Annotated in this window: 23 protein-coding genes and 1 other RNA gene; 21 read left to right on the top strand and 3 right to left on the bottom strand. The window is 36.7% G+C overall.

Going from position 1 to position 22,017, the window contains the following annotated elements; genetic code table 11:
- Positions 1-266 precede the first annotated feature (266 nt).
- The 10 genes from panB to AB1280_RS10125 all read left to right on the top strand — a co-directional run bounded on the left by panB (position 267) and on the right by AB1280_RS10125 (position 9,435).
- Entirely contained in the window at positions 267-1,103 is an 837-nt protein-coding gene (panB, locus tag AB1280_RS10170) for a 3-methyl-2-oxobutanoate hydroxymethyltransferase (RefSeq protein WP_429755754.1), read from the top strand.
- Positions 1,103-1,948: a pantoate--beta-alanine ligase gene (gene panC / locus AB1280_RS10165; RefSeq protein WP_272189490.1), complete on the top strand. Its 846-nt coding sequence runs from the start codon at positions 1,103-1,105 to the stop codon at positions 1,946-1,948. Before panB ends, panC begins: the two co-directional genes overlap by 1 nt.
- Positions 1,949-1,963: 15 nt before the next feature.
- Positions 1,964-2,347 carry an aspartate 1-decarboxylase gene (gene panD / locus AB1280_RS10160; protein ID WP_020059575.1) on the top strand — a complete coding sequence of 128 codons (384 nt, stop codon included), beginning with the start codon at positions 1,964-1,966 and terminating at the stop codon, positions 2,345-2,347.
- 159 nt (positions 2,348-2,506) lie between these two features.
- Positions 2,507-5,296, top strand: a complete 2,790-nt coding sequence (dinG, locus tag AB1280_RS10155) for an ATP-dependent DNA helicase DinG (protein WP_429755753.1) — start codon at positions 2,507-2,509, stop codon at positions 5,294-5,296.
- Positions 5,297-5,531: 235 nt separating this feature from the next.
- Positions 5,532-5,702, top strand: coding sequence for a YpmA family protein (locus AB1280_RS10150; protein WP_081904925.1), 171 nt, complete (start codon positions 5,532-5,534; stop codon positions 5,700-5,702).
- 7 nt (positions 5,703-5,709) lie between these two features.
- On the top strand, positions 5,710-6,186 hold the full coding sequence (locus AB1280_RS10145) for a DUF5590 domain-containing protein (protein WP_272189727.1): 477 nt from the start codon (positions 5,710-5,712) through the stop codon (positions 6,184-6,186).
- Between the two features lie 18 nt (positions 6,187-6,204).
- On the top strand, positions 6,205-7,392 hold the full coding sequence (locus AB1280_RS10140) for a pyridoxal phosphate-dependent aminotransferase (protein ID WP_272189487.1): 1,188 nt from the start codon (positions 6,205-6,207) through the stop codon (positions 7,390-7,392).
- A 151-nt stretch (positions 7,393-7,543) separates the two neighbouring features.
- A complete protein-coding gene (dnaD, locus tag AB1280_RS10135) occupies positions 7,544-8,251 on the top strand; it encodes a DNA replication protein DnaD (protein ID WP_429755752.1) in 708 nt (235 codons plus the stop codon).
- Positions 8,252-8,266: 15 nt separating this feature from the next.
- Complete coding sequence (nth, locus tag AB1280_RS10130; protein WP_429755751.1) at positions 8,267-8,920, top strand: endonuclease III; 654 nt, start codon at positions 8,267-8,269, stop codon at positions 8,918-8,920.
- Positions 8,920-9,435, top strand: coding sequence for a YpoC family protein (locus AB1280_RS10125; protein ID WP_429757325.1), 516 nt, complete (start codon positions 8,920-8,922; stop codon positions 9,433-9,435). The genes nth and AB1280_RS10125 overlap by 1 nt, the downstream gene beginning before the upstream one ends.
- A gap of 20 nt (positions 9,436-9,455) precedes the next feature.
- Here the strand turns inward: AB1280_RS10125 and AB1280_RS10120 are convergent, their stop codons facing one another.
- Together AB1280_RS10120 and recU are read right to left on the bottom strand one after the other, a co-directional pair.
- The gene (locus AB1280_RS10120; RefSeq protein ID WP_429755750.1) at positions 9,456-12,023 is read right to left on the bottom strand and encodes a PBP1A family penicillin-binding protein; all 2,568 of its coding nucleotides are present in this window, start codon (positions 12,021-12,023) and stop codon (positions 9,456-9,458) included.
- 66 nt (positions 12,024-12,089) lie between these two features.
- Positions 12,090-12,695, bottom strand: coding sequence for a Holliday junction resolvase RecU (recU, locus tag AB1280_RS10115; protein WP_272189480.1), 606 nt, complete (start codon positions 12,693-12,695; stop codon positions 12,090-12,092).
- Positions 12,696-12,798: 103 nt separating this feature from the next.
- On the opposite strand from recU, the gene AB1280_RS10110 reads away from it, so the two are divergent.
- The 3 genes from AB1280_RS10110 (at position 12,799) to AB1280_RS10100 (ending at position 14,836) form a co-directional block, all read left to right on the top strand.
- Entirely contained in the window at positions 12,799-13,800 is a 1,002-nt protein-coding gene (locus AB1280_RS10110) for a DUF2515 domain-containing protein (RefSeq protein WP_429755749.1), read from the top strand.
- A 429-nt stretch (positions 13,801-14,229) separates the two neighbouring features.
- Complete coding sequence (locus AB1280_RS10105) at positions 14,230-14,472, top strand: hypothetical protein (protein WP_272189478.1); 243 nt, start codon at positions 14,230-14,232, stop codon at positions 14,470-14,472.
- A gap of 13 nt (positions 14,473-14,485) precedes the next feature.
- Positions 14,486-14,836 (top strand): YppE family protein, encoded by a 351-nt coding sequence (locus tag AB1280_RS10100; protein WP_429755748.1) that lies wholly within the window; start codon positions 14,486-14,488, stop codon positions 14,834-14,836.
- Positions 14,837-14,861: 25 nt separating this feature from the next.
- Here the strand turns inward: AB1280_RS10100 and AB1280_RS10095 are convergent, their stop codons facing one another.
- Entirely contained in the window at positions 14,862-15,071 is a 210-nt protein-coding gene (locus AB1280_RS10095; RefSeq protein ID WP_098915248.1) for a YppF family protein, read from the bottom strand.
- A gap of 328 nt (positions 15,072-15,399) precedes the next feature.
- On the opposite strand from AB1280_RS10095, the gene AB1280_RS10090 reads away from it, so the two are divergent.
- The 8 genes from AB1280_RS10090 to AB1280_RS10055 all read left to right on the top strand — a co-directional run bounded on the left by AB1280_RS10090 (position 15,400) and on the right by AB1280_RS10055 (position 22,013).
- Positions 15,400-15,834 (top strand): YppG family protein, encoded by a 435-nt coding sequence (locus AB1280_RS10090; RefSeq protein WP_272189234.1) that lies wholly within the window; start codon positions 15,400-15,402, stop codon positions 15,832-15,834.
- 442 nt (positions 15,835-16,276) lie between these two features.
- Entirely contained in the window at positions 16,277-16,837 is a 561-nt protein-coding gene (locus AB1280_RS10085) for a CotD family spore coat protein (protein ID WP_429755747.1), read from the top strand.
- A gap of 63 nt (positions 16,838-16,900) precedes the next feature.
- Positions 16,901-17,455 carry a DUF1273 domain-containing protein gene (locus tag AB1280_RS10080; protein WP_429755746.1) on the top strand — a complete coding sequence of 185 codons (555 nt, stop codon included), beginning with the start codon at positions 16,901-16,903 and terminating at the stop codon, positions 17,453-17,455.
- Between the two features lie 70 nt (positions 17,456-17,525).
- On the top strand, positions 17,526-17,867 hold the full coding sequence (gpsB, locus tag AB1280_RS10075; protein WP_272189237.1) for a cell division regulator GpsB: 342 nt from the start codon (positions 17,526-17,528) through the stop codon (positions 17,865-17,867).
- A gap of 87 nt (positions 17,868-17,954) precedes the next feature.
- Positions 17,955-18,344, top strand: an RNA gene (gene rnpB / locus AB1280_RS10070) — RNase P RNA component class B.
- A 213-nt stretch (positions 18,345-18,557) separates the two neighbouring features.
- Positions 18,558-19,694 carry a THUMP domain-containing class I SAM-dependent RNA methyltransferase gene (locus tag AB1280_RS10065; RefSeq protein WP_429755745.1) on the top strand — a complete coding sequence of 379 codons (1,137 nt, stop codon included), beginning with the start codon at positions 18,558-18,560 and terminating at the stop codon, positions 19,692-19,694.
- 63 nt (positions 19,695-19,757) lie between these two features.
- Entirely contained in the window at positions 19,758-19,943 is a 186-nt protein-coding gene (locus AB1280_RS10060; protein ID WP_272189240.1) for a DUF3921 family protein, read from the top strand.
- A gap of 132 nt (positions 19,944-20,075) precedes the next feature.
- Positions 20,076-22,013 (top strand): ATP-dependent DNA helicase, encoded by a 1,938-nt coding sequence (locus tag AB1280_RS10055; protein ID WP_272189241.1) that lies wholly within the window; start codon positions 20,076-20,078, stop codon positions 22,011-22,013.
- The last annotated feature ends 4 nt before the right edge of the window (positions 22,014-22,017 follow it).

Genomic DNA, 22,017 nt, shown 5'->3' with positions numbered 1-22,017 from the left:
GATTTTCTTTTTTAGAAAAGTATAGCAATTATGTTTTGCTATTTGTTATAATAAGGGCGAATATGGGCAGTATCAATTGGAACTGCACCGCTATGTGAGAAAATCAAAATAAACATGTGGTTCTGCCTTGATCCAAAATAGGACTGGGACAGAGGGATGAATATTGCCGAATGATACTACCCTTCTGCCTTTTTACGGTCAGAAGGGTTTTTTATATGTTTTTTCATCCGGCCATCTCCTCTCTCCAGATAAAGGAGGAGAAATTCGTGAAAACTGTGACGGATTTTTTGAAAATGAAAGAACAAAATGAGCCGATTGCGATGGTAACTGCGTATGATTATCCATCCGCAAAGTTTGCTGAAGAAGCAGAAGTTGATATGATTTTAGTTGGAGACTCGCTTGGAATGGTTGTCCTCGGCTATGATTCAACAATTCCTGTAACTGTCGATGATATGATTCATCATACAAAAGCAGTACGCCGCGGTGCGAAAAATACATTCGTTGTAACGGATATGCCATTTATGTCTTATCACGTTTCACTACAAGAAACGATGCATAATGCACGTCGCATTATTCAAGAAAGCGGTGCGCATGCTGTAAAAGTTGAAGGAGCAGATGAAGTTGTATCAATCATTCGTTTCCTTACGAATGCAGGTATTCCAGTTGTAGCTCATCTTGGATTAACTCCGCAATCTGTCGGTGTGCTAGGTGGCTACAAAGTGCAAGGGAAAGATGCAGAAAGTGCAAAACAATTGCTTGAAGATGCGAAAAAGTGTGAAGAGGCGGGAGCAATTGCACTTGTATTAGAGTGTGTACCGATGCAATTAGCGGAACTTGTAACAAAGCAATCGTTGATTCCGACTATCGGTATTGGCGCTGGGAATCAAACAGATGGTCAAGTTCTTGTTTATCACGATCTGATTACGTATGGCGTTAATCGTGTTCCAAAATTTGTGAAGCAATATACGTCTGTGCAAGAAGAAATCGTAAGAGGGATTGGACAATATGTTCATGAAGTGAAGCAGAAACAATTTCCAGAGAAAGCACATTCGTTTACGATGAAAGAAGAAGAATGCTTAGCGTTATACGGAGGAAAACAGTAATGAATATTATTACAACCGTGCAAGAGATGCAACAAATCGCAAGTGAGCTTCGTGCAAGTGGAAAAAAGGTTGGATTCGTTCCAACGATGGGGTATTTGCATGAAGGGCATTTGACGTTACTGAGACAAGCGAAAAAAGAAAATGATATTGTCATGTTAAGTATATTTGTAAATCCATTGCAATTTGGGCCGAATGAAGATTTAGAGCGTTATCCGCGCGATATTGAGCGTGATGAGCGCTTAGCACGTGAAGTGGAAGTAGATTATTTATTTTACCCAAGTGTCGAAGAAATGTATCCAGCGGAGCGAACAACGAATATTGAAGTGATAAAGCGCACGAATGTTTTATGTGGAAAGCAGCGCCCTGGTCATTTTGAAGGTGTTGTAACGGTACTCATGAAACTTTTCAATATTACAATGCCAAATCGTGCGTATTTTGGGATGAAAGATGCACAACAAGTAGCAGTTATAGATGGGTTTGTTAGTGATTATAATTTTCCTGTTACAATTGTACCAGTTGACATTGTAAGGGAAGAAGACGGATTGGCACGTAGTTCTCGTAACGTTTATTTATCTGAACGAGAACGTCAAGAAGCACCGCATTTATATAAAAGTTTATGTATGGCAAAAGAGCAAATTATTAAAGGAGAACGTAGTCCAGAAAAGATTACGAACTATATTACAGAATATATTGAAACGAACACAAATGGTCTTGTTGACTATGCCGATCTATATGCTTATCCAAACTTAACACAGGTTGAGCAAATAAGCGGGCAAATCATTATTGCAATTGCTGTAAAGTTTGAAAATGCACGACTAATAGATAATATTACATTTACGGTTTAATAAGGGGGAGCAACTATGTTTCGCACAATGATGAGAGCGAAGTTACATCGCGGTACAGTAACAGAAGCAAACTTAAATTATGTAGGAAGCATTACAATTGATGAAGATTTAATGGATGCAGTAGGGATTGTCGAAAATGAGAAAGTACAAATTGTGAACAATAATAATGGTGCACGTTTAGAAACATATGTTATAAAAGGAGAACGCGGTACCGGAGTCATTTGTTTAAATGGAGCAGCTGCTCGTCTTGTTCAACCAGGGGATAAAGTGATTATTATTTGTTACGGACTTGTTTCAGAAGAAAAGGTACTAACACACATCCCGAAAATTGCTGTTTTAGATGATAATAATCAAATTGTGGAAATGCTTGGAGCGGAAAAAGCAGGCACGATTTTATAATGGATAAGAAAAGCTATCTCTGAAAAAAGAGATAGCTTTTCTTATAGGAAAGGAAAATCATTTCATTTTTCGTATCTTTCCATTAAGATGAGGGAAAACGTGGTATAGTAACACTATAGAAATTTTGTTGCGCAAAGGTAAGAAATTGAGGTGTCATACATGAGTAAGCGTTATGTCGTAGTCGATTTAGAAACGACAGGGAATGCCTGGAAAGATGGGAAAGATAAAATCACTCAAATTGCAGCAGTTGTTGTAGAGGATGGGGAAATTCTTGAGATTTTCTCTTCTTTTGTAAACCCTGAACGGGACATTCCACCATTTATTACAGAATTGACGGGGATTGATGAAACACTTGTGAAACAAGCTCCGTTATTCCGAGATGTGGCGCCGATGATTATTGAACTATTACAAGGTGCGTACTTCGTTGCGCATAACGTTCATTTCGATTGGAATTTTTTGAAAGAAGAATTACGGCAAGCTGGATTCTCAGAAGTAACATGTTCGAAAATTGATACAGTTGAACTGGCGCATATTTTATTGCCAACAGCTGATAGTTATAAATTACGCGATTTAGCTAAAAGATATGGCTTTGACCATGATCAGCCTCATCGTGCTGACAGTGATGCAATGGTAACAGCAGAGATATTTTTGCAATTACTTTCTAAAATGGAAAGATTGCCACTCGTTACGTTGCAAGCGTTATATGAGCTAAGTGATATGTTTCAAAGTAACATTGGAGATGTTATGTCTGCATGTATTTTAAATAAAATGATGCATGGAACAGATGATGAGAAGCAATATGATATATACCGAAATATTGCCTTAAGTAAACGCAATTATACATTACAAATTGGAGAGGATTCTCCTACTGATTTTTCTTCTTTTTTAACGGAAACGATGCAGTCTTTAGGGGAAATAATGCCTTCTTTTGAAAATAGAGAAGGACAGAAAATTATGATAAACGAGGTTTACGAAGCGCTTCGAGATTCCCGTTTTTCGTTAATTGAAGCGGGAACAGGTACGGGGAAAACATTAGCATATTTACTCCCTAGTATTTTTTATGCGAAAGAAAAAGAACAGCCGGTCGTTATAAGTACACAAACTGTGCAGCTGCAGCAACAAATTTTAGCAAAAGAAATCCCACTACTGAAAACAATACTTCCGTTTCCATTTGAAGTAGCAATGTTAAAAGGAAGAAAGCATTATTTGTGTTTACATAAATTTGAGCATGCATTGGGAGAAATTGAAAACAATTATGATAATGCATTGACGAAAGCGAAAATTTTAGTCTGGCTCCTTGATACAGAATCAGGGGATCGAGATGAGTTGAACATTCCTGCTGGCGGGAAGCTATTGTGGGAACGAATTTGCAGTGATGCACAGAGTCCGAGTCGGATGCAGAGCGCCTGGTTTAGCCGCTGCTTTTATCAACGTGCCAAAAACAAAGCATTATTTGCAGATGTTGTAGTCACAAATCATACTTTGTTATTTCAGGATTTTGTAAGTGAAGAACCATTGCTTGCTTCATGTGAACATATTATCTTTGATGAAGCTCACCATCTTGAAGAAACGGCAAGTAGAGCGCTAGGAGAGCAGTTTTCTTGTATGTATTTTCAACTCGTATTATCAAGATTTGGTACGCTTGAAACATCTAATGTATTAGCTAAAGTGTATGATATGATGAAGCAGTCACAAATTGCTGTACGTTCTACGTTTCAAACAATTAGCTATATGTTGAAAGAAATAAAATTTGATGCAGATGAATTATTTCAAATGCTGCGTACTTTTATATTTCAAAAAACAAAGCAGGAACACGTGCTTGGAAATATACCGCTTATTTATCGTTATGATGTAAATAAAGAAAGAGGCAAGCTTTGGCGTAGTATTGTGGAATTAACGGATCGTTTTGTCCACCAGTTAGGACGGGTGCTTACATTATTAGAAAAACAATGTGAAATGTTGCAAAAACAAGGTGAATGGGAACGGCATATGGTTACGGGAGAATTTGTGCATCTTACTGAATTTCTTTCTAAAATGACCCAATCGTTACGGATGCTTATTTTAGAAGAAACGAGTCATGTGACATGGATGGAAGCTGAAACGAAAGGAACAATTCATTCAACTATTTTATACGCACAGCCGGTTAATATCAGTGACCTATTTGCTGATCAATTTTTGGCACGTAAACGAAGTGTTATTTTTACCTCAGCGACTTTAACGGTAAATGATACGTTTGATTATATAGAAGCGGAGCTTGGTTTAGAAGATTTTACACCAAATACAGTAACCATCCCATCACCATTTCATTATGAAGAGAAAGTAAAGTTAATGATTTCAACAGATGTTCCGCATATTAAACATGTAAGTGAAGAAGAGTATATCAGAGCGGTTTCGAAGCATATTATAAAAATTGCGAAAGCTACAAATGGTCGAATGCTTGTTTTATTTACATCATATGAAATGTTAAAAGAAGTATATGAGGTATTAAAGAAGAACGATGAGTTAGAAGAATTCCTTTTATTAACACAAAGTGTTCATAATCGTAGTCGGAGCCGAATGATTCGAAAGTTTCAAGAGTTTGAAAAGGCGATTCTATTAGGGACGAGCAGTTTTTGGGAAGGGATTGACATACCAGGAGAAGCATTAAGTTGTCTTGTTATCGTGCGTCTTCCATTCACATCACCGCATCAGCCGATGATGCAAGCGAAAGGTGAACGATTAAAAGAAAAGGGAGAAGATCCATTTACACAGCTTGCTCTGCCGCAAGCCATTCTTCGCTTTAAACAAGGGTTCGGACGCCTTATTCGTACAACGGCGGATACAGGTACAGTGTTTGTGCTAGATCGTCGTCTTACTGCATCTTTTTATGGAAAACGATTTCTCCAATCGATTCCAACCGTCCCATTATATGAAGGACCATTAGATGATTTAATAAAAAAAATGAAATAATAGTTTACGCCTGAAGCAAACTTGCTTCAGGCGTAACATGTGGGTAGGAGGAATTTTTATTTTTTCTTACATTAAAGATAGAAATACATCGGTTTTCGACTTCAAACCTTTTTTTGGAGAACATGTCCTGCTATAATAGATGGGTGATGAAGCAGGGGTTGGAAAGAATGTACCCTTATTGTAACCGCAATGCGTTCTTTTATAATTAGAAATTTTGTGTAACGGAGGAGTTTTCATGGAGAAGAAAATTGAAGTATTATCAACGACGCGTCTGACGTACTCGTCTGATTTATATAAGGTTGTTGATAGTTTAAATCGAACATTAAAAGAGAAAGATCTGATGTTCGGATTAGCATTAGACGAAAATGAAAAAGAGACAGCAATTTTTACGATTTACAGAACGTAGTGATACAATGAAAAAGTGGATCTTAACAATTTTTATTGTAATCGTTGCAGTTGTTTTATACGGGGGCCACATTTATAATACGACTATGGAGAAAAAAGTCCCGAAAGAATCGAAAACAGTTGAGATTGCAAAGGAAAAAGCAAAGCTCACAAACGTAACAAAAGTCGATTATTATAATGGACAAACTCCATATGAAGTTGTACAAGGTGTGAATGAAAAAGGAGAACAATATATCGTTTGGGTGCCTGAGAAAAAAGGAGATATTCTAGTGCAAAAGGCGAGCGAAGGTATCTCTGAAAAAGAAGCATTGCAAATTGTTGCGAAAGAACGAAAGCCAAAACAATTGGTGAAAGCAAAATTAGGCGCTGAAAACAATGTTCCATTATGGGAAGTTACATATATTGATGATGAAAATCGTTATACTTACTATTATCTTGCCTTTCAAGATGGTAAGTTTTTGAAACGATATAGTATTGAAAAATAAGTGCAGGGGGAACTCAGGATGAAATTAGCAAAGCGAGTAGCTGCTCTAACACCATCTACAACGTTAGAAATTACAGCAAAGGCACAAGCGTTAAAAGCAGAAGGATATGATGTGATTGGCTTAGGAGCAGGAGAGCCTGACTTTAATACGCCAGATCATATTATAGAGGCTGCTTATAAAGCAATGTTAGAAGGTTATACGAAATATACACCAACTGGTGGATTAGCTGCGCTAAAACAAGAAATTATCAAAAAATTCGAGCGTGACCAAGGCATATCTTATGAACCATCTCAAATTATTGTTTGTAACGGTGCAAAACACGCTTTATATACGTTATTTCAAGTGTTACTTGATGAAGGTGATGAAGTTATTATTCCAACGCCGTATTGGGTAAGCTATCCAGAACAAGTGAAGCTTGCAGGCGGAGAGCCAGTATATGTAGATGGTTTGGAAGAAAATCATTACAAAATTACATCAGAGCAATTACGTCAAGTCATTACAGAGAAAACGAAAGCTGTCATTATTAATTCACCTAGCAACCCAACAGGGATGATTTATAGTAAAGAAGAGCTTGATCAGCTTGGACAAGTATGTTTAGAGCATGACATTTTAATCGTTTCTGATGAAATTTATGAGAAATTAATTTATGGCGATGCAGAGTATACATCAATTGCTGAGCTTTCTCACGAATTACAAGAACAGACGCTTATTATTAACGGTGTATCAAAATCGCATTCGATGACAGGATGGCGTATTGGCTATGCAGCAGGCAATAAAGAGCTCATTAAAGCGATGACAAACTTAGCGAGTCACAGTACGTCAAACCCTACTTCAATTGCGCAATACGGAACGATTGCTGCTTATGCTGGAGATCAACAGCCTGTAGAAATCATGCGCAGAGCATTTGAAGAGCGATTAAATATCGTATATGATAAGTTAATTCAAATTCCTGGGTTCTCTTGTATTAAACCGCAAGGAGCGTTCTATTTGTTCCCAAATGTAAAAGAAGCAGTCGCATTAGCTGGTTATGAAACGGTTGATGAATGGGCAAAAGCATTGTTAGAAGAAGAAAAAGTTGCCCTTGTTCCAGGAACGGGATTTGGAGCGCCAAACAACGTTCGTTTATCGTATGCGACTTCACTTGAGCAGTTAGAGAAAGCGTTAGAACGTATTCATAGATTTATGAAGAATAAAATGAAAGGCTAAGCACAGTTCTTTCATCCTTACTTCTACAAACTGTTTTTAATTAGACGGTTCAAATGATACCTCCCTATATGAAAGGGAGGTTTTTTTTGACGAATTGTGCCAAAAAGAAATGTGAAAAGGTGTGTTATACTAGAAAGCGAGGTGTTTGAGTATGAAGAAGAAAATCATGTTAGAGTGGTTTGAACAAGGTAGTATTGCGATTCCAAAATTATTAATGATGCATTACAAAAAACTCGGTTTAAATGAAATTGAGTTTATGGTACTGCTGCATGTGCACACATTTTTAGAATCAGGAAACTCTTTCCCGACTCCAGGAGAAATTGCAGAGCGGATGACGATTACACAAACAAAGTGTATGGAGATTATTCAGAAGTTAATTCAAAAAGGGTTTTTAGCGTTAGAGGGAGGCCGGAAACCTGCGGCAATGATTTGTGAAAGTTACTCACTACAGCCTCTTTGGGAAAAAATATTACATTTTTTAATGAGTGAAAACATTGAAGAGGAAGAGCGCGAGCAAAAGCAATTACAAATAAATTTATATACAGTATTTGAACATGAATTTGGTAGACCTTTATCTCCATTTGAGTGTGAGACGTTAGCGATGTGGCAAGATCAAGATCATCACGACCCACTTCTAATTCAAGCTGCTCTTCGTGAAGCCGTTATGAGCGGAAAACTGAACTTCCGTTATATTGATCGTATATTGTTTGAATGGAAGAAAAACGGAATTAAAACGGTCGATCAAGCACAAAATCAAGGCAGGAAATTTAGAGAAAGTCAACAGCGGAATCAGCACGTATCACGCCAAGAAACGAAGTATACTGGAAAAGTGCCATTTTATAATTGGCTAGAGCAGTAATGGTAGGAGGAAATAATGCTAAATAAAACACAAATTAGACATTGTCTTGATGTAATGGGAGAGATGTACCCAGAAGCGCATTGTGAACTGAATCATGACAACGCATTTGAACTTGTTATTGCGGTTGCGCTATCTGCACAGTGCACAGATGTTCTTGTCAATAAAGTAACAAAAGGTTTATTTCAGAAATATAAAAAACCAGAAGATTATTTAAAGGTGTCTTTAGAAGAATTACAGCAAGATATTCGTTCTATTGGTTTGTATAGAAATAAGGCGAAAAATATTCAAAAGTTATGTCGTATGCTTATTGATGAATATGATGGAGAGGTGCCGCAAGATCGAGATGAATTAACGAAGCTACCAGGTGTAGGACGAAAAACAGCAAACGTTGTTGTTTCTGTTGCATTTGGCATTCCAGCTATTGCAGTTGATACGCATGTAGAGCGTGTTAGTAAACGACTTGCCTTTTGTAAATGGAAAGATTCTGTATTAGAAGTAGAAAAGACATTAATGAAGAAAGTACCGATAGAAGAGTGGGGAGTAACACATCACCGCATGATTTTCTTTGGTCGCTATCACTGCAAGGCACAGCGTCCGCAGTGTGAGGAATGCAAGTTATTAGAGTTATGCCGTGAAGGTAAGAAACGTATGAAGGGAAAGGAAAAGTGATGAAGCAAGTACTTGAAATACCGAATGACTTTCGGCGGGGTCCTTTCTTTGAAGATGAGACTGTCATTGCATACAATGCAGAGAAATCATTTGGAGAGCTTTTAGAAGAGACGTGTTTTTTCTACGATATTGAGCAGGGATATAAGCCATGGAATGAGATAGAAATGAGCATTCCTACCGTATTAGGCTTATGGAAAGAACAAAAAGAAGAGATTTCTATGTTATTTCGAAATCGAAACAAAAAAGAAGCGAAAGATCCGATGGTGCGATTTGCAGGACATCTTTTATCTATTTTACACTGGATGAATGGAACACCTGTTGTCAGTTTACAGAATATGAATGAACAAATAGAAAGGCTAGAACAAAAACCAGTTAACTTTGTGGAGCGTTTTTTGTTTATTATAAATCAGCCAGATCATTATCATTCTTTTATTCAGCTGACACAGTTATATGAAGAATTGGAGAAATTATATGTAAGAGTACTCATTATGCAAAAGAAGCCATCTTCTCGGTAGAGAAAATGGCTTCTTTTTTATTAATGTGTAGCTGGTGGATTCGGGTTCGGGTTCGGGTTCGGGTTCGGGTTCGGAGGATTTGGAGTGGTTCCTCCGCCCGGTGTGGTATTTCCGTTATTTTGATTTTGATTCTGTTTATCTTCTTCAGCTTTCTTTTTCGCATCTTCTTCAGCTTTTTTCTTAGCGTCATCTTCAGCTTTCTTAGCGTCATCTTCGGCTTTTTTCCTAGCGTCATCTTCAGCCTTTTTCTTAGCTGCGTCATCCTCAGCTTTTTTCTTCGAATCATCACCGCCAGGTACTACATACGTTATTGTTGCTGGAGCACTAGTACCACCAGTCTTTTTCGCAACAAGTGAGATAGTATAAGTAGCACCAGGTTTGACACCGCTAATTGTTGCGCCTGTACCGCTTATTTTTGGACTGCCGCTAGATCCGTCACTACCTTTATAGCTTACAGAATAAGATACGTCTGAATCGTCTGAAGCAGACCAGCTTAAAGCAATGGATTGCGATGCAGCATCATAAGATGCATTTAATTTTGGTGCATCTACATTGACTTTTGGAACATCATCTTTTTTCGCACCTTTAACATACAGTTCATCACCGATGCGTTCTACACTACTTGGCATTTCAAAGCGAGATGTATCACTTCCAAATTCACTCATCATCGCCTTAAACATGCGCTGTGCGATAGGTGATGTATTTTTGTCAATATAGCCTTCACTTGGTTTGTCATACCCTATCCATACAGCCATCGTATATTGTGGTGTAAAACCTGCAAACCAACAATCAGGACTTGCAGAATCAGGGAAATCGTATTTCCTAAGGTCCTCTGCAGAATAGTTTGTTGTTCCTGTTTTACCAGCAACGTCTAATGAAGGAATATTTGCCGCTTTACCAGTACCAGTACTAGATTTTACAACACTACGCATCATATCAGTAACCATGTATGCTGTATAATCCTTCATCACTCGTTTTCCTTTTGGAGTAAAGTTTACTTCTTTCCCATCTGGATAGACAACTTTTGTGACGAAATGTGGTTTATGATATATACCGCCACTTCCGTAAGCTGCATATGCTCCTGCAACTGTGAGTGGAGAAGCTCCATTACTACCGATTGCTGATGATTCTACAGCACCATCTTTTCCAAATGTAAAACCAAGTCCTTCAGCGAAAGCTTGTGCTTTATCTCGTCCGACTTCATTCGCGATTTTTACAGCTGGAACGTTTCGTGATTGCGCTAATGCTTCACGCATAGACATTGTACCTTTATGACCGTTGTCAAAATTTCTTACTTCTCGTTTTCGGTCTGTTTCATAATAGTATGTTGAGTCATCAACTTGGTGATACGTAGACCATTGTTTGTATTCAACAGCAGGGCCGTAGTCAAAAATCGGCTTCATTGTTGAACCAACTTGGCGCGTTGTCGTATCAACAGCTATATTATGTCCTTTAAATGTTGCTTTATTTTCACCGCGCCCGCTGCCGAGTGCACGGACTGCGCCTGTTTCAGTATCCATAAATGTGAATGCACCCTGGAATTTTTCATCAGGATAGTTAATGATCTCTTCAGTATTCAACATTTTATCCGCAAAATCTTGAGCTTTTGTATCTAATGTTAGATAGATATTAAGACCGTCAGAACCAATGTTTACATCTTTATCTGCTGCTTCGATTTCTTTTACAGCAGCATCTAAAAATGCTTGATATGGCATTTGCGTTGCTTCTTGAGACGGTTTAATACCTTCTGTTACTGGAATTTTCTTTGCATCGTCCATCTCTTGCTTTGTAATATAGCCATGTCTGTTCATTAAATATAATACCGTGTCACGTCGTTCTGTTGCAGCTTTCACATTTTGTGGCTTCGTAGGATCATATTTATTAGGACCTTGTGGTAATCCTGCAAGCAATGCTGCTTCGTTTAATTTTAAATCTTTTAAATCTTTTCCGTAATAATTTTGCGCAGCAGTTGCAATTCCGTATGAGCGGTTACCTAAGTTGATTTTGTTTAAGTACATTTCTAGAATTTCATGTTTTGAATATTGCTGCTCTAGTTTGTAAGCTAAATACCATTCTTGTACTTTACGTTTCGTTGTTTTTTGCATCGTTAAGAAATAGTTTTTAATAACCTGTTGTGTAATGGTACTACCACCTTGAGAACCAAAACCACCTGTTACGTTTTCGAAGATGGCTTTCGTCGTACGCTTAACATCAATCCCATTGTGCTCGTAAAAGCGTGAATCTTCTGTAGCTATGAAGGCATTTTCTACTACTTTTGGAATTTGATCATATGTGACATTCGTTCGCTTCTCAGCGCCGTATTCATATAAGAACTTTCCGTCTTTATCATAAAACTTTGTTGATAATGGATTGACAAGTTTTGCTTTATCTAGTTTTGGAGCATCTTTTACCATAACAAAGAAAGCAGAAACTCCAGCTACTAGTGTCACAATGCCGATTAATAAGCAAGCGATTAGAAATTTACGTAGAAAAGAACTTTTTTTCTTTGGTTTCTCTTTTTTAGGCTGTTCTTGCTTCTGTTTTTGAACTTGTTTTCGTTCTTCACGAGAACGATAATTTTCTGACATTATACTTTCTCCTACCTTTCATTTTCTCCCCAAAAAGTCGAAAAATGAGCCTTATTGTTGACTCTATCACGAAAAATAAAGTGTGTCTAGTGTGCGAATATAATCAATGCGAGGATGATAACCGCATTGTAATAAGTATCCATATTCTTTTATTTCTTCTTTTGTAATGGATTTACGTCCGCCATCTTCTTGTCGATTCCAAAACGTAATGATATGTTTGGCTTCCAATAAATAAAATTCATCGTAAAGAGTAAATTTAATAATAACGAATGCAATTCCGCTATGAGCTAATACTTCCTTCATATGATTGATTTGATGAAGATGGAAGTTTTGCAAAGGAAAACTCGTTTTATTTCTCGTCTCTTTCGCTTCAAAATCAATGTACATGCCTTTGTATACACCGTTGTAATCAGTTGTAGAAGGTTGTTTAAAGTACGCTTCTTTAATTACGGCAGCGCTCCGTTTTGGATAATCGACCTTTACGATTTGAAGAGGGGTCGGCTTTTTATGCACACAAGCAATATTGTGAGTTAAATAGTATTGATTTGTTTCATTCAGCTCTTCTTCAAGGGACATCCCTCTGTTACTATAAGTATGTTTACTTATAGATGACAGGTTATGAGTTGGCTGAGTCTGAGTATACTTTCTTCCGTTTGGGTAACGAATGGTCATAATTTGTCCACTCCAGATTGCATAGAATTACTTACAAAGGTGATTATATCAAAAAAAATAAAAAATAGGCTATTTTTTTAGATAGATACGAGGTGAGAACATTGTGTTTGCACAAAGTGAATATGAAAAAATAAGAAAAAAAAGGAAAAGTTATTTATATACGAATGAAGAAAAAGAGCTTATAAATTGTATTCAGCAACAAACGATTCTTGCGAATGCTGATAACATTTCGCGTACGCATGCTTACAAAGAATATTACGAGCGTAATAAAGAAATTCGTTGGTCATTTTTAGCTAGTATGGTGTCTCGAAATGCAGGTTGGAATATGACAGATTTAGAAGGAAAATATTATCCGAAAGTTTTATCTAAGGAGATGCGGAAACAATTATTTCTTACATATGAACGTGCGAATTGGCTTATTTTTTTAGATGCGTATCCACAGTTACTGTTGTATGAATATAGTAAACGAATGAAAAAGCCATTGTTTCATTTATTACAAATGTTTTCCGTTTCGGTATTTATGGAAGGGGAATGGTCTCGTTTTTGGCAGCAAAAAAAAGAAGAACGACTTATGACAGCTCTTATTATTAATGAACAATGTGTCATTCAAGAACCTGTTATTGAGCATCCTTTTTATCAAAAGCATATTTTTCAAACATTAATGTTCAAATTTCAAGAGTTATTTCATTTTAGTGCAGTAATATTTCCGACAATAACTGGGGAATTATACGGTTTTTCTGTACATCAATTTGAAACGTTAACAAAGAGAATTGAATTAGGAAAACGATTAGCATGGTTGTTATTTCATCCAACTTATAAGGAGTTATTTCATACATTTTCTTCTCAAACAGTTCACACGGGTTCAAGATTTGATTATGAACAATATTTTATTTTATCTAAGGAACAAAATACACCGCAGCTTCGGGAGGTATTTTCTGTTGTTTCCCATCACCGCAAGGTAGAAAATGATTGGTTTCAGACAGGAGTGGATGTAGAAAAGCTGTTTTTATTTGAAGAACCGAAAGAAGAAGTTGAAATGACAGAATGGTTTTTAGAAAAACAGAAGCAATTACATTTCTTTGCCTCATTAAATAGCCTTTTTTAACTGGAGATAGAAGAGCGAGTGTAAAAAGTCTTAATAAAATAAAGAATTTCATATTCGTGATATAATAAAAAAAACCCGCTTTGTAGAAAGCGGGAGTTAAACCAACTGTAAGAGCCCGATTGGTTCAACTAGCCTTTCATGGGAAAGGTTAGTTGAATCTTATGTCGCAGGGAAATTTGGACCGTCTAATTTTGGATTCCCTGTTTCTGGTTTGTTTTGCTTGTTTTGAGGTTGTTTTTTCTTGTTTTCATTTTTGTTTTTAGCCAATGTCGACACCTCCCTTTCGTATTGTTGCCACTTTCATAAACTTCATACAAAAAATCACTTTCTTTGCCGAATTACAACTAGTTTTGTCAAGCATGCAGGAGCAAAAATAGAACTGTCGAATTAACATGACAAAGAAAAAGCAAAGAGGGAGGCATGTTAAAGATGAAAATGGTTCAGAAAGAAGATGTAATGAAAAAGATGGATCAGATGTTAAATACTCTTGATTTGCTTGAAATGAACGTGTCGCTTAAGGTTGATCATGCACTTAAGGATAAAAGAGAATATGTCGTTAATAAAGTAGAGGTAATGGAAATGCATATGAAGCATATGGAAACGAAATTATTGAATCATGAAGAGAAAGGTAACTGGGTACAAACGTTTCAGATCGTAGCCGTTAGTATATAAGTAGGTGGAAATAGTGGAATATATAACATTGATTGAATCAACAAAGAAACTAATTGAGTATAACGATGAAACAATTATAAAAAAAAGAGAAAGTGAAGAATGTGAATTCGACTTTTATCATGATATAAAGCCATTCGTATCTGTAGTGGATCAAAACTTAGAAGAGTGGAAACAACTTGCTTTGGAATGGTTGCAGCGTACAAAGCCTAAATACATACATGTACAGCAAATTGAACAAGTATGTACAAATTTACAAAATAATTCTTTACAGTGCTTTGCAAGGAAAATGAATGGAAAACGTTTTTTTGAAACGCATCAAGCAATTCATTATACATTACAAAATATTTTAGAACAATGTAAGTAATAAGAGGGGAAATCCCCTCTTATTTTTATGCTTCTGTTATAATATCTTTTTCTGTTTCGTAAGTTGGTTTTGTAGCCCCTATTGTTTCTAATTCACGTATTACACTTCTATACTCTGATAAACAAATTTTACCTTGTAGGTAATAATGTCTTGCGAAATCAAGTAACTCATTTAAATCTTCAGGTTCATACCCCTTTTTTACAACAAATTCTTGTTTTAAGTCCCCTAACACCATGTTGATTCCTCCCCATAAGAATCTTTTCTATTTAATGGTAGCATATAAACGCTTACTTTTTTATTTTTCGAAAATTTAAACTTCTTAAAAATTAAGGCTTGTATTACGTTATCTCGCCATTTTTGGCAGTGTGTACTTTATTTCAAGTTTTTAGTGAAAGAAAATAGAATGTAGAAGATAACTGCTGGCATGTGTCTGAATAATGAAATTTCCTCATCAGTAGATAAATCATTTTCCATCAAAATTTGCAATTTATAGGACAATTACACATTTTCTTTTTGCTTTCATATTCTAACTATATAGAAAATCGTGAGAGGAGGGAGAATGTATGTTTCAACGCTCTAATATGTATCAGAATGCGCAAGACCCATACTTACGTTCTAACATATATCAGAATGAACAAGACCCATACTTACGCTATAATATGTACCCTTTTATGCCTTACAATATGAATTACAATAATTATTTTCAGCCTTTTCAACTTCCGCATATGAATCAACCCAATATAAATCAACCCATGTTTTATCCACCGAAACAACCTATTCAATCTTCTTTTTATCCACATACACCATATCCAATGATGAATAAACAAAACTACACAAAACAACAGCCAAGTCAATTTTCTAGTTTTATGTCGCAGTTTAAAACAACTGACGGAAATTATGATATTAATAAAATGATGGGTACTGCAGGTCAAATGATGAATGCAATGAACCAAATTACCGGTATCGTTAAACAAGTAGGGGGCTTTTTTATAAAGTGAAACTTCCTTTCATGGACGGATTTCCCATGAAAGGTTAGTTGAACCAATCGGGTTCTTACGGGGAGTTTTTGGAGTCTTTTATATAGGAAGATAAGTGTAAAAGGTTAAAGGCGAATGTCTTGAAATATTTGTATGAAGATTTATGAATACCCAAATTTTGCATATAAAATGGCATGAAAAATAGTTGTTCGGACCTCCTATCCATTTTACAATGACAGTAGCATTAAAAATAAAGTATATGGAGAGGGCGAATGTGAAGAAAGTTATTTTACTTTTGTTTTTTATCATGATTACATTGACTGTTTTTATTTTCACAAACTTTAAACAATTTTTATAGACTAATTTCCAATATAGAAATAGGTATTTGTAACAAACGGCTTTTACTCTTTTCACATATTGTAAAATGTAAGGTTATTTCAAACTGTGAGAGGAGAGAAAGACTATGTATCATTGTAATCCTTGTTTTGGAGGACTGAGCCCAGTTACAACAACACCTCCAATTGTGCATCCGACAAAATGTTGTGAAACACACACATTTTCAAAAACGGTTGTACCTCATATTCATCCAACGCACATGAAACACGTTCACCACCAAGTAGTACAGGCGCAGCATTATTTCCCACAAACAAACTCTAGCGTGAATGTTATACAACCTGCACCTCCAACTGTAGTTGGAGGAGTTGGCGGATTCGGCCCTGGAGTTGGAGGGTTTGGCGGACCTGGCCCTGGAGTTGGAGGAGTTGGCGGATTCGGCCCTGGAGTTGGAGGGTTTGGCGGATTCGGCCCTGGAGTTGGTGGATTTGGCGGACCTGGCCCTGGAGTTGGAGGGTTTGGCGGACCTGGCCCTGGAGTTGGAGGAGTTGGCGGATTCGGCCCTGGAGTTGGTGGATTTGGCGGATGTGCCCCATGCGGTCAAGTATCGCCATTTGGACCGAATGTGAGTCCGCAAGCTGTATCACCAGCAGCTATGGGACCAAATGTAGGTGGCATGTTTAAAAAGTAAGTGCTATGCTAGAACTAGCAAATTGCTAGTTCTTTTTTTTGAGAAGAAAAGGGGCGTTTTATATTGAAAGTTGTAGCTGTTACAGGATATAAACCATTTGAACTGGGGCTTTTTTCAAATGAACATCCTGGTGTAGAGTACATAAAAAAAGCGGTGCGCAAAAGTTTACTTTCTTTGTTAGAAGAAGGGTTAGAATGGGTAATGATTAGTGGTCAATTAGGCGTGGAATTATGGACAGCTGAAGTAGTATTTGATTTACAATTGGAATATCCAGACTTAAAATTAGCTATATTTACCCCCTTTTTAGAGCAGGAAGAAAATTGGAAAGAAAACAATAGGGAGTATTATGAATTCATTTTTTCGCAAGCGGATCATGTAGATAGTATAACAAAGCGAAAATATGAAAGCCCAGAGCAATTTCGTTTAAAGAATCAATTTTTTATTGAAAAAAGTGATGCCCTACTTGCTATGTATGATGAAGAAAAGCCAGGAAGTCCTAAATATATGGTGGAAATAGGAAAGAAAAAAGCAGAAACTCAAAATTATCCATGTTATTTCATACTTTTTTCTGATTTACAAGATATAATAGAAGAAGAGCAGTGGAATAAAGATATATGATTGACAAAATGGGCTGTTTCTGAAAAAATTTAAGTAATGAAAGTTTTGGTAAAGACTTGAGGTGGAATGAATGATTTCTGATAAAATTAAGTTAACAGCAAAAGATATTTTAGAAAAAGAGTTTAAAACGGGAATGCGAGGATATCAACAAGAAGAAGTTGATAAGTTTTTAGACTTAATTATTAAGGACTATGAGGCATTTCATAAGGAAGTTGAGCAATTAAAGCAGCAGAATGCACGTTTAAAACAAGAATTGGAAGAACAAAAACAAAAAGTGGTGAGTGTACAAGTACAACCAACACCATCGCCAATTTCTACTCCACAACCAGTATATAACAATACGAATACAGACATTTTAAAACGTCTTTCGAATTTGGAGAAAGCTGTATTTGGAAGTAGACTATACGAGTAATGGAGGAGAATAAATAAGTTTGTAGTATTTTCCAGATAAAAAACGTTGCAAAATATTTATGTTTCCACTATACTAATTCATGTCATAACGTTTGGGTAATCGCTGCAACGCTTAGTTGTAGAGGAAAGTCCATGCTCGCACGACCTGAGATGGTCGTAGTGTTCGTGCCTAGCGAAGTCATAAGCTAGGGTAATTCGGCGTAAAGCTGGATTAACGGCAGGGAAAAAACCTAAGTCCATCTGGATATGGTTTGACTACCTTTAAAGTGCCACAGTGACGAAGTCCCGGAAGAAATGATGGGAGTGGAACGAGGTAAACCCCACGAGCGAGAAACCCAAATATTGGTAGGGGAACTTTTCCTAAGGAAATGAACGATGGGAAAGGACAGATGCAATTGCTCTGTAGATAGATGATTGCCACCGGAGTACGAGGCGTGGGCCGTTTGCAGTACAAAGGTACAGAACATGGCTTACAGAACGTTATGAACCAATCATGAATTTGTTCAGCTCTCCTTTGTAAGAGGAGGGCTTTTTATTTGTATGAAGTTTTAGAATGTGAGTTAAAATGGTAAAGAAAGTTTTTTAAACTTAATAAAAGTGAATTAAATAAAGATGTCATGGAGTTAACTAATCAGCAAGAGAAAATGTATTGCTGATTAGTGTTAGATTATACATTATGAGGAGAATGAAGATGGGAAAAGTTACTTTAATTGCAACTGCTGCAATGGGAATTGAAGCGCTTGTTGCAAGAGAAGTTCGCAATCTTGGTTATGAATGCCATGTAGATAATGGGAAAGTAACGTTTGAAGCGGACGAAAAAGCTATTTGTCGTAGTAATTTATGGCTCCGCACAGCGGATCGTGTGAAAATTAAAGTTGGTGAATTTAAGGCTACAACATTTGATGAATTATTTGAAAAAACAAAGGCACTAAATTGGGGGGATTATATTCCTGAAAACGGTGAATTCCCTGTTATCGGTAAATCGATTAAATCTACATTGTTTAGTGTACCAGACTGTCAAAGTATCGTAAAAAAAGCAGTCGTGGAAAAATTGAAAAGTACATATAGACGTACAACATGGTTTGAAGAGAGTGGCCCGTTATTTCGTATTGAAATAGCGTTATTGAAAGATGTAGCAACGCTGACAATTGATGCTAGTGGTGTTGGACTTCATAAGCGTGGATACCGTGTTGGACAAGGGGATGCTCCGTTAAAAGAAACGTTAGCAGCTTCGTTAATTATGCTCACAAACTGGAAACCAGATCGTCCGTTTGTAGATCCATTTTGCGGTTCTGGAACAATTCCACTTGAAGCGGCGTTAATTGGTCAAAATATTGCTCCAGGATTTAACCGTGACTTTGCTTCTGATGGTTGGGGCTGGGTTGGTGAAGACAATTGGAGCATCGCTCGTGAAGAAGTAGAGGACTTAGCAAACTACGATCAACCGCTTCAAATTATCGGATCAGATATTGATCATCGTATGGTACAGGTTGCACAAGATAATGCTGATGAAGTAGGACTTGGTGATCTTATTACATTTAAGCAAATGCAAGTAAAAGATTTTACAACAAAAGAGGAATATGGTTACGTTGTGACGAATCCACCATACGGAGAACGTTTAAGTGAAAAGCCTCTAGTTGAAAAAATGTATGCGGAGATGGGACAGGCCTTCCGTCCGTTAGATACTTGGTCTTTATACGTATTAACAAGCCATCCTGAATTTGAGAAATGGTATGGCAAAGATGCATCGAAGAAACGAAAGTTATTTAATGGATTTATTCGCACTGATTACTATCAGTATTTCGGTAAACGCCCGCCGCGTGATTAGTATAAAACTTCTTTAGAACGCATATACTTGCTATTATGCGATAATCTAAAGGAGGAGGCGCTAATGGATGGTTTGCAATTTTCCATTATTCAAAAGGCTATTCATCGAACTTATGATGAATTAGAAAAAGAAGTAAACCTTCACGGCGTAGCCAATTATGAGTTAGCAAGAGCACGTGAAGAGTATTTAGCAGCTTTATCACATGAAACTTTAATTGATAAGCGATATTTAAAATCATTGATAGAGTAGAAAAGTTTTCCTGCATTCAGGAAAACTTTTTTCGCTCAATTGTTATGCAAACAACAAGAAAACAGCAACTGCTCTTTTTATGAGGAGTTGCTCTGTCTTTTTATATAGAAATTGAGTAGTTGGAGGAATAGCATGTTTACGAAGCAAAAGTTGCCATTTGAAGTGGGGAAACAAGATAATTTTTTCGACAAGTTAAATGAATGGATTGGAGACGTTTTTTACGACGTTTTACCAGAAAAGGGATTTGAAGAGCGCGATGAGCAAATTTTTATGGCGTTTCAATTAGAACGAGCATTTCAAGAGAAACAAGTAATGTTTGCGGAAGCAGGTGTTGGAACAGGAAAAACGATTGTATACCTTTTGTATGCAATTTGTTATGCGCGCTATACAGGAAAGCCAGCTGTTATTGCTTGTGCAGACGAAACATTAATTGAACAGCTAGTAAAAGAAGAAGGCGACATTGCGAAATTATCAGAAGCATTAGGACTATCAGTTGATGTGCGTCTAGCTAAATCAATGGAAAATTATCTATGCTTACGTAAACTTGAAGATGTAATGAGTGGACGAGCTCCAGAAGTAATTGAAGATTTATATTATGAATTGCCGCAATTCGTATTTGATCATGGAACGATGCAAAACTTTACTCATTACGGTGATCGCAAAGAGTTTCCGTTATTAAATGATGAAGAATGGTCTAAAGTATCGTGGGATTATTTCCAAGATTGTTTTACATGTGAGTCTCGCCATCGCTGCGGACAAACATTATCTCGTGAACATTATCGTAAAGCTGCAGATTTAATTATTTGTTCGCAAGATTTCTATATGGACCATATTTGGACATATGATGCGCGTAAACGTGAAGGACAAATGCCGTTGTTACCAGAAAGTAGCTGCGTTGTCTTTGATGAAGGTCATCTTGTAGAGTATGCAGCACAAAAAGCACTTACGTATCGTTTAAAACAAGCAATGATGGAACAACTTTTAACAAGACTACTGCAAAATGATATTCGTGAAGAGTTTGCTTATTTAGTGGAAGAAACAATTTGGCAAACAGAGCAGTTTTTTGAGGCGCTTAAAGAAAGTAAGAAGGAAATTGCTGGTTCTGATCGTTTAGAAATTCAATTAACAGAAAAAGTAACGAAAGAAGCAAAACGCCTATATGCAAAAATCTCTGAAGTCGGCGATGCGCTAGTTTTTGAAAGTGAAATGTACACAGTAAACACATATGATTTAAATATTGTTGATGAGCATTTAGATGTATTAGAGCATTCATTACGTTTGTTTATGCATGAGAAAAATGTAATTACGTGGGGAGAAGAAAACGATGGTTCTTTTACGCTTGTAATTATGCCGCGTGCTGTAGAAGAAGTGCTGCAAGAAAAAGTATTCTCTAAAAAAATCCCGTACATCTTCTCATCTGCAACATTATCAGAAAATAATTCATTTGCTTTTACTGCAAATAGCTTAGGGGTAAAAGATTATTTATCATTCTCTGTTGCTTCACCGTTTGATTATGAAGAACAAATGAAAGTGTACTTACCATCATATACGAAGGAAAATGAATGGGAACGAAAATGTCAGTATACACTTGAGAACATTCAAAAAACAAATGGACGTACGCTTGTATTATTCCGTACAACGCAAGAGCTTGCGGCATTCAAAGAATATGTGAATAAAGAGCAAATGTCTGTTCCCTTCTTATATGAAGGAGACCAGGAAATTAGTCAGCTTGTTTCTCGTTTCCAAAATGAAGAAGAGACTGTACTTTGTGCGGTTCATTTATGGGAAGGTTTAGATATTCCGGGATCATCCTTATCTCATGTCATTATTTGGTCGCTTCCATTCCCTCCAAATGATCCTGTATTTGAAGCGAAGCGTAAGCACGTAAATGATCCATTCTGGGATGTTGATGTACCGTATATGATTTTACGTCTTCGTCAAGGAATCGGTCGTTTAATTCGTACGAGTGAAGATGAAGGATATATTTCGTTATTCCTATCAGAAGATGAAAACGAAAAAGTAGTAAAAGCTGTGAAACAAGTGCTTCCAGTAGAAGGTACAGTACTATAGAATG

The organism is Bacillus sp. S10(2024) (assembly GCF_050473865.1).
In the GTDB taxonomy this organism is placed as follows: domain Bacteria; phylum Bacillota; class Bacilli; order Bacillales; family Bacillaceae_G; genus Bacillus_A.
Note: the sequence above shows the minus strand (reverse complement) of the source record. Positions and strands in the feature narration are given on the sequence as shown.